The 7,861-nt window shown below is 66.8% G+C and carries 5 protein-coding genes; 4 read left to right on the top strand and 1 reads right to left on the bottom strand.

The features are described from left to right. Positions 1–669: 669 nt before the first annotated feature. Positions 670–1,149: a DUF3574 domain-containing protein gene (locus RZA67_RS03600; RefSeq protein WP_317211217.1), complete on the bottom strand. Its 480-nt coding sequence runs from the start codon at positions 1,147–1,149 to the stop codon at positions 670–672. 221 nt (positions 1,150–1,370) lie between these two features. Between RZA67_RS03600 and RZA67_RS03595 the strand changes: the two genes are divergently transcribed. The 4 genes from RZA67_RS03595 to otsA all read left to right on the top strand — a co-directional run bounded on the left by RZA67_RS03595 (position 1,371) and on the right by otsA (position 7,861). Beyond that, positions 1,371–3,800 carry a TonB-dependent receptor gene (locus RZA67_RS03595; RefSeq protein ID WP_317211216.1) on the top strand — a complete coding sequence of 810 codons (2,430 nt, stop codon included), beginning with the start codon at positions 1,371–1,373 and terminating at the stop codon, positions 3,798–3,800. Between the two features lie 100 nt (positions 3,801–3,900). After that, positions 3,901–4,719 carry a trehalose-phosphatase gene (gene otsB / locus RZA67_RS03590; RefSeq protein ID WP_317211215.1) on the top strand — a complete coding sequence of 273 codons (819 nt, stop codon included), beginning with the start codon at positions 3,901–3,903 and terminating at the stop codon, positions 4,717–4,719. Further along, positions 4,716–6,497: a glycoside hydrolase family 15 protein gene (locus RZA67_RS03585; RefSeq protein ID WP_317211214.1), complete on the top strand. Its 1,782-nt coding sequence runs from the start codon at positions 4,716–4,718 to the stop codon at positions 6,495–6,497. Before otsB ends, RZA67_RS03585 begins: the two co-directional genes overlap by 4 nt. After that, positions 6,494–7,861, top strand: a complete 1,368-nt coding sequence (gene otsA, locus RZA67_RS03580; RefSeq protein WP_317211213.1) for an alpha,alpha-trehalose-phosphate synthase (UDP-forming) — start codon at positions 6,494–6,496, stop codon at positions 7,859–7,861. Before RZA67_RS03585 ends, otsA begins: the two co-directional genes overlap by 4 nt.

The raw sequence follows: 7,861 nt of genomic DNA, 5'->3' as shown, positions 1-7,861 counted from the left end.
GTAGTGCCGGGCTCTGCCCGGCAGCTCTCCGGCCAGATCGCGATGGAAGCCGCGCTGCGCGCTCGCCGGGCAGAGCCCGGCGCTACGACGGCAGCTCTTCGGCCAGATTGCGATCGACGCAGCGCTTCGCGCGCGCCCCGTAGTGCCGGGCTCTGCCCGGCAGCTCTTCGGCCAGATCGCGATGGAAGCCGCGCTTCGCGCTCGCCGGGCAGAGCCCGGCGCTACGACGGCAGCTCTTCGGCCAGATCGCGATACAAGCAGCGCTGCGCGCTCGCCGGGCAGAGCCCGGCGCTACGACGGCAGCTCTTCGGCCAGATCGCGATACAAGCCGCGCTTCGCGCTCGCCCCGTAGTGCCGGGCTCTGCCCGGCAGCTCTCCGGCCAGATCGCGATGGAAGCCGCGCTGCGCGCTCGCCGGGCAGAGCCCGGCGCTAAGACGGCAGCTCTTCGGCCAGATCGCGATGGAAGCCGCGCTTCGCGCTCGCCGGGCAGAGCCCGGCGCTACGACGGCAGCCCTCCGGCCAGATCGCGATACAAGCCGCGCTTCGCGCTCGCCGGGCAGAGCCCGGCGCTACGACGGCAGCTCTTCGGCCAGATCGCGATCGACGCAGCGCTTCGCGCTCGCCGGGCAGAGCCCGGCGCTACGACGGCAGGCGTTGCCGGCGGCGACTCAGAACGATACTTCGACCGGCTGGCGGGACCACAACACCGACTGATGCGCGGTCTTCTGCTTCCACGCCAGGCGGATCGCTTCGATGTCCGCGCGGCGCGCAGGGGTGTCCTCATGCAGGACCACCAGAACCTTGGTGCGCAGGCGGTTGGGTTCGGCATCACCGCGGAACAGCCACTGGCCGTAGGCGTCGAAGACGGTCAGTCCATCGGGAAAGCGCGGGGTGACCTCCGTGTCCAGAAACTGCCGCCACTGCGCCTCGCTGATGCCTTCGGCCTGCAGGCGTTCGGCCCTGCCCTGCTCTTCGCCCACCCCGAAGTACAGCTCGCTGCGCACCCAGCCATGGGCATCGGCCGGGCGCGCGGCGTCACCCTGCATTGCAGCAGTGGCGGTAACCGCTGCGGGGGTGCCGGTCGGGGCGAGGCTGGCACAGCCACTGGTGGCCAACAGCAGGGCAGCGACAAGAGCGAAGCGTTTCATCGGGTACTCCAGGGGGAAGGGAAATCGCGACGGGGCACGGAGGGTAAACCGCGTTGTCGGTTGCTGCTGCAACCGCGGCTGATGCCGGCGGGTCCTCTGCTCATGACAACACCTGACCGGCTTGCATCCACCCCCCACCTCACGCCAAGATACTATATCGCTTCATCCGGATGGATGTAAGCAAAACCATTCCCCTTCCCCGTGTTGCTGCTGGAGCCCCCATGTCCTTGCGCCTGTCCGCGTCTCCGCTTGGCCTCGCCATTGCCTTTGTCCTGCTCACCCCTCACGCCCACGCGCAGGACGCCACCAACCTGGATACGGTGATCGTGACCGGCACCCGTGCGGTGGACCGCACCGTGCTCGAATCCACCTCGCCGGTGGACGTGCTGACTGCCGAGGACATCCGCAAGGCCGGCGTGGTCAACGGCGAGCTGGGCAGTGCGCTGCAGGCGCTGCTGCCCTCCTTCAACTTCCCCCGTCAATCCAATTCCGGCGGTGCCGACCATGTGCGCGCGGCGCAGCTGCGCGGTCTTTCCCCCGACCAGGTACTGGTGCTGGTCAACGGCAAGCGCCGCCACCACAGTGCGCTGGTCAACACCGGCAGCAAGATCGGCCGCGGCACCACCCCGGTGGACTTCAACGCCATTCCGGTCAGTGCCATCAAGCGCATCGAAGTGCTGCGTGATGGTGCCGGTGCCCTGTATGGCTCCGACGCGGTGGCGGGGGTGATCAACGTGATCCTGGACAACACGCCGGAAGGCGGCAGCGTGGAGGTCAGTTATGGCGCCAACCACACCGATCTCAAGCCGATCGGCCGTACGCTCACCGACGGCCAGACCGCCAACATCAGCGCCAACGTGGGCACCGCATTGAGCGACGACGGCGGCTTCCTGCGCGTTGGCGTGGAGTACAAGGAGCGTCGCGGCACCAACCGCGCGGGTTTCGACCAGATTCCACCATGGGACCAGACCGAGGCCAACCTGGCATTGCAGGGCAAGCGCAACTATGTGCTGGGCGATGGCGCGAGCAAGGACATCAACGGCTGGTTCAACGTCGAGCTACCGTTCGGGCAGACCGGCGTAGCGTATGCATTTGCTACCTACAACCAGCGTGACACCGAGGGCGCGAACTACTTCCGCTACCCCGACGGCGAGGCCAACTGGACCCAGCTGTATCCCAATGGCTACCGCCCGATCTCAGAAGGCGAAAACAGCGACGTGCAGCTGGTGGCCGGTGCACGCGGCCAGTGGGGCGACTGGAACTACGATGCCAGCCTCGACTACGGCCAGAACAGTTTCACCTACCGTCTGCGCAATACCCTCAATGCCTCCCTGGGCCCGACCAGCCCGACGCGGTTCAGGACCGGCGACTACGAGTATGCGCAGACGGTGGCCAACCTCGATGTCGGCCGCGTGTTCGAGCAGGGCCCGGACACTACCCACAGCCTGGGCCTGGGTGCCGAGTTCCGCCACGAGCGCTACCAGACCCGTGCCGGCGACCCCAGCAGCTACGCTGCGGGCCCGTTCACCGACCGCCCGACCGGCTCGCAGGCCGGCGGCGGGCTGACCCCACAGGACGCGGCCGACCTGTCGCGCGATGTGGCCAGCGTGTACGCCAGCCTGTCCAGCCAGTTTGGCGAGCATTTCTCCACCGACCTGGCCGCACGTTATGAGCACCACGACGATTTCGGTGGTGAACTGACCGGCAAGCTCGGGCTGCGCTATGAGTTCACCCCTGCGTTCGCGCTGCGCGGCGCGCTCTCCAACAACTACCGCGCACCGTCGCTGGCGCAGATCGGCTATGAGTCCACCGACACCGGCTACAACGCCGCTGGTCAGCTGGTGCAGGGCCGCCTGCTCTCGGTTAACAATCCCATCGCCCGCGGTCTGGGCGCGACCGACCTGAAGCCGGAGAAGTCGCTCAATACCAGCCTGGGCTTCACCAGCCGCATCGGCGAACACTTTGACCTGTCGCTGGATCTGTTCCAGATCGACATCGATGACCGCATCGCGCTTTCGGAAAGCATCACCGGCGATGCCCTCACCGATTTCGCGCAGCAGCAGTACGGTGTTGCCGGTCTGCAGAGTGCCAGCTTCTTCGTCAACGCAGCCGACACGCGCACCCGTGGCGCCGAGCTGGTCACCAACTGGCGGCAGCGGCTTGGCGATGGTCAGCTGCTGCTGACCGGAACCTGGTCGTATGCGAAGACAACGCTGAAAAATGTGCTGGCTACCCCGGACGCCCTGCGGGCCCTGGACCCGGGCTACGTGCTGTTCGGCATCGAGGAAAGCAACACGCTGACCGACGCTGCGCCGCGTACGCGGGCCTCGCTGGGCGCCACCTGGGGCAATGACCAGTGGACCCTGAGCAGCCGGGTCAACCGCTACGGCAGCGCGACGCGGGTCTTCAACTTTGGCGATGGCTACATCCCCCGCCAGACCTACCAGGCCGAATGGCAGCTCGATGCCGAGGTGGAATACCGCTTCAGCCCGCGCTGGAGCGTTGCCATCGGCGGCCAGAACCTAACCGACAACTATCCGGATCTGTCCAACGACGACATCTACTACTTCGGCAACCTGCCCTACGATGTTCTGTCGCCGGTGGGCAGCAATGGCGCCTATTACTACGGCCGCGTGCGCTATACGTTCTGAGCCGGAAACGGCCTGTGCAGCGCCGGACTTCCCGGCGCTGCCGCAGCTTTTAACCACCCGTCGACCCCACCTACACATCCGCGCTGGCATGGTGCCGACCATGGCCAACGACCTCCCCCTGCGTCCGCCGCCACCGTTGCTTGACGACGCGTGTGCTCTTTTTCTCGATGTCGACGGCACGCTGGTCGGCTTTGCCGAACATCCGTCCGCGGTTGCACTTGCGCCCGATGTACGGGCGGCGATAGCCCGCCTCAGCGACCGCCTCGATGGCGCCCTGGCCCTGGTCAGCGGACGCCCGCTCGGGCAGCTGGATGCGTTGTTCAGCCCCCTCCGGCTCCCCGCTGCGGGCCTGCATGGCCACCAGCTGCGTCATGCCGACGGCCGCTCGCACGACGCGCACGGCGACCAGGCGAATGCTGACTGGCTGCGTGCCGTACGCGAACAGGCCGAGCGTTTTGCCAGCAGCCACCCCGGCATCCTGATCGAGGACAAGGGTGCGAGCCTGGCACTGCACTGGCGCACCGCTCCGGATGCGGCAGCCGAGGTCCGTGCATTTGCTGAACGTCATGTGCGTGGCAACAGCGGCTATCGGCTGCAGCCCGGTGACCACGTCATCGAGTTCGTGCCGATCGGCTCCGACAAGGGCCGAGCGCTGCGCATGATGATGCAGCAGGCACCGTTCCGTGGCCGACTGCCGGTGTTCATCGGTGACGATCTCACCGACGAATACGGCTTCGAGGCCGCCAATGCGCAGCATGGCTGGAGCGTACTGGTCGGCGAGCGCGAAAGCAGCGCTGCCGTATTCCAGCTCCCGGACGTGGACGCCGTGCACGGTTGGCTGCTCGAGAATGCCTGGTCCAGCGCCGCGAACCCCACTTCCACCTCCACCTCCACCAAGAAAGAGATGCACGCCCCATGAGTGTTGCCGACCTCAACCTTGGCGTCGTCGGCAATGGCAGCTTCGGCGCCTTGATCGACCGCCAGGCCCGCGTTGTCTGGAGCTGCCTGCCTGCCTTCGACGGTGATCCCACCTTCTGTGCCCTGCTCGGGCCGAACCAGCAGACCGGTGGCGACTTCGCTGTCGAGCTGGAGGACCTGGAAAGCAGCGAGCAGGCGTATCTCACCAACACGGCTGTGCTGCGCACTGTGCTGCGCGACCGCCACGGCGGCGTGCTGGAAATCCTCGATTTTGCGCCGCGCTGGCGCCAGAACGATCGTTTCTACCGCCCGGTCAGCTTGATCCGCCGGATCACGCCGCTGGCCGGCAGTCCGCGCATCCGCATCCTGGCGCGCCCGCTGGCCGACTGGGGCGAGCGCGTGCCCAATTCCACCTGGGGCAGCAATCACGTCCGCTGGGTGCTGCCTGCACACGTCCTGCGCCTGACCACCGATGTCCCCGTGCGCATGGTGCGTGACAGCCTGCCGTTCGTGCTGTCCCATCCGGTGCACCTCATCCTGGGCGTGGACGAGTCGCTGGACCGCACGATCCACGGCTATGTGGAAGATGCCCTGCACCGCACCACCTCCTACTGGCGCGAATGGGTCCGCTACCTGTCCATCCCGCTGGAATGGCAGGACGCGGTGATCCGCAGCGCGATCACCCTGAAGCTGTGCCAGTACGAGGACAGCGGCGCGATCATCGCCGCCATGACCACCTCCATCCCTGAAGCGCCGGGCAGCAGCCGCAACTGGGATTACCGTTACTGCTGGCTGCGCGATGCTGCCTTCGTGGTGCGCGCGCTGAACCGCCTGGGCGCCACCCGGAGCATGGAGCAGTTCATCGGCTACATCTTCAACATCGCCACCACCGACGGCACGCTGCAGCCGCTGTACGGCATCGGCTTTGAGAGCGAGCTGCAGGAAGACGAGGTGCCGAGTCTTTCCGGCTACCGCGACATGGGTCCGGTACGGCGCGGCAACCTGGCCTGGGTGCAACGCCAGCACGACGTCTATGGCAGTGTGGTGCTGGCCTCGACCCAGCTGTTCTTCGACCGCCGCCTGCAGGACCCAGGCGATGCGCATGCGTTCGCGCGGCTGGAGCGTCTGGGCGAACAGGCGTTCACACTCCACGATGTGCCCGACGCCGGACTATGGGAGTTCCGCGGCCGCACCGAAGTGCACACCTATACTGCGGCGATGTGCTGGGCCGCCTGCGATCGGCTGTGCAAGATCGCGGTGCGGCTGAAACTGGAAGACCGCGCGACGTACTGGCGTGAGAAGGCTGACATCATCCGCGATCGGATCGTCGCCGAATCGTGGAACGAGGAACTGGGCCACTTCACCGACGCGTTCGGCGGCCATCGCCTGGACGCCTCGCTGCTGCTGCTGGCCGACATCGGGTTCGTCGAGGCGCACGATCCGCGCTTCATTGCCACCGTTGAAGCCATCGGCCGCGACCTCAAGCATGGCGACGCGCTGTACCGCTATGTCGCGCCGGACGACTTCGGCGCCCCGGAAACCAGCTTCACCATCTGCACCTTCTGGTACATCGATGCGCTGGCGGCAATTGGCCGCAACGACGAAGCGCGTGAGATGTTCGAGCAGCTGCTGGCCCGACGCAATCATCTGGGTCTGCTCTCCGAGGATCTGGCCTTCGACGATGGCCAGGCCTGGGGCAATTTCCCGCAGACCTACTCGCACGTCGGCCTGATCATGGCCGCCATGCGTCTGTCGCGTTCCTGGCAGGAAGCGTCATGAGCCGCCTGGTCGTCGTCTCGAACCGGGTGGCGGTACCGGGCGAGCAACGCGCCGGCGGCCTGGCCGTCGGCCTGCAGGCCGCACTCGAAGAACGCGGCGGCGTCTGGTTCGGCTGGAGCGGGAAATCGGTGCGCGATGAGAGCGGCGCGCTGCACGAGCAGCGCGACGGCGACATCCAGTTCGTCACCATGGACCTCAACAAGCGCGACGTTGACGGGTACTACAACGGATTCGCCAACCGCACGTTGTGGCCGCTGCTGCACTTCCGTCTGGACCTGGTGGACTACGACCGCGGCACGCGCGAGACCTACCACCGGGTCAATGCGTTGTTCGCCGACAAGCTCGCGCCGCTGCTGCGCGAGGACGACATCGTCTGGATTCACGATTATCACCTCATTCCGCTGGGCGCCCTGCTGCGCGAGCGCGGCATCGGCTGCCGCATCGGCTTCTTCCTGCATGTGCCGATGCCCTCGGCCGACCTGCTGCAGGCCATGCCCGATCACCTGCGGCTGCTCTCCTCGCTGTACGCCTATGACCTGGTCGGTTTCCAGACCCAGCGTGATACCGATCGTTTCCAGACGTACCTGCGTCTGTTTGGCGGCGGCCGCGTGCTGCCTGATGGCCGCCTGCAGGCGCCCGATGGACGGCATTTCCGCGCGGCCACGTTCCCGATCGGCATCGACACCGCGCGCATCGCCGCGCAGGCCAAGGCCGCTGCCAACAAGAGCGCGGTCAAGGACCTGCGCGCCAGCCTGCGCGACCGGCAACTGGCCATCGGCGTGGACCGGCTCGACTACTCCAAAGGCCTGCCCGAGCGCTTCCAGGGCTTCGAGCGCTACCTGGACCGGCATCCTGATCAGCATGGCTCGCTGACCTACCTGCAGATCGCGCCGGTGTCGCGCGGCGACGTCACCGAGTACCGCCAGCTGCGCACCCAGCTGGAGCAGATTGCCGGGCACATCAACGGCGGGCATGCGGCGCCGGACTGGACGCCGCTGCGCTATGTCAACCAGAACTTCAGCCACGCCACACTGACCGGCTTCTACCGCGCTGCCGCGGTTGGACTGGTGACTCCGCTGCGCGACGGCATGAACCTGGTCGCCAAGGAGTACGTGGCCTCGCAGGATCCGGACAACCCCGGTGTGCTGGTGCTGTCCTTGCTCGCCGGTGCGGCCGACGAGCTCAAGCAGGCCCTGCTGGTCAACCCGCATGACCTGGACGGCGTGGCCGATGCGATCGCAACGGCGTCCACGATGTCACTCAAGCGTCGCCAGGAGCGCTGGCACGCGATGATGGAGCACCTGCATCGCTTCGATATCAATCACTGGCGTCGCAGCTTCCTGGGAACGCTGGAAAGCGCCTGA

Origin of the sequence: Stenotrophomonas sp. C3(2023) (assembly GCF_032911385.1) — a bacterium.
Taxonomy (GTDB): Bacteria; Pseudomonadota; Gammaproteobacteria; order Xanthomonadales; family Xanthomonadaceae; genus Stenotrophomonas.
This window is presented reverse-complemented; position numbering and strand designations above follow the sequence as displayed.

What these genes read in the sequence shown, in the direction of transcription:
- RZA67_RS03600 (WP_317211217.1), bottom strand. Translation starts at nt 1,149, where the DNA reads ATGAAACGCTTCGCTCTTGTCGCTGCCCTGCTGTTGGCCACCAGTGGC.
- RZA67_RS03595 (WP_317211216.1), top strand. Translation starts at nt 1,371, where the DNA reads ATGTCCTTGCGCCTGTCCGCGTCTCCGCTTGGCCTCGCCATTGCCTTT.
- otsB (WP_317211215.1), top strand. Translation starts at nt 3,901, where the DNA reads ATGGCCAACGACCTCCCCCTGCGTCCGCCGCCACCGTTGCTTGACGAC.
- RZA67_RS03585 (WP_317211214.1), top strand. Translation starts at nt 4,716, where the DNA reads ATGAGTGTTGCCGACCTCAACCTTGGCGTCGTCGGCAATGGCAGCTTC.
- otsA (WP_317211213.1), top strand. Translation starts at nt 6,494, where the DNA reads ATGAGCCGCCTGGTCGTCGTCTCGAACCGGGTGGCGGTACCGGGCGAG.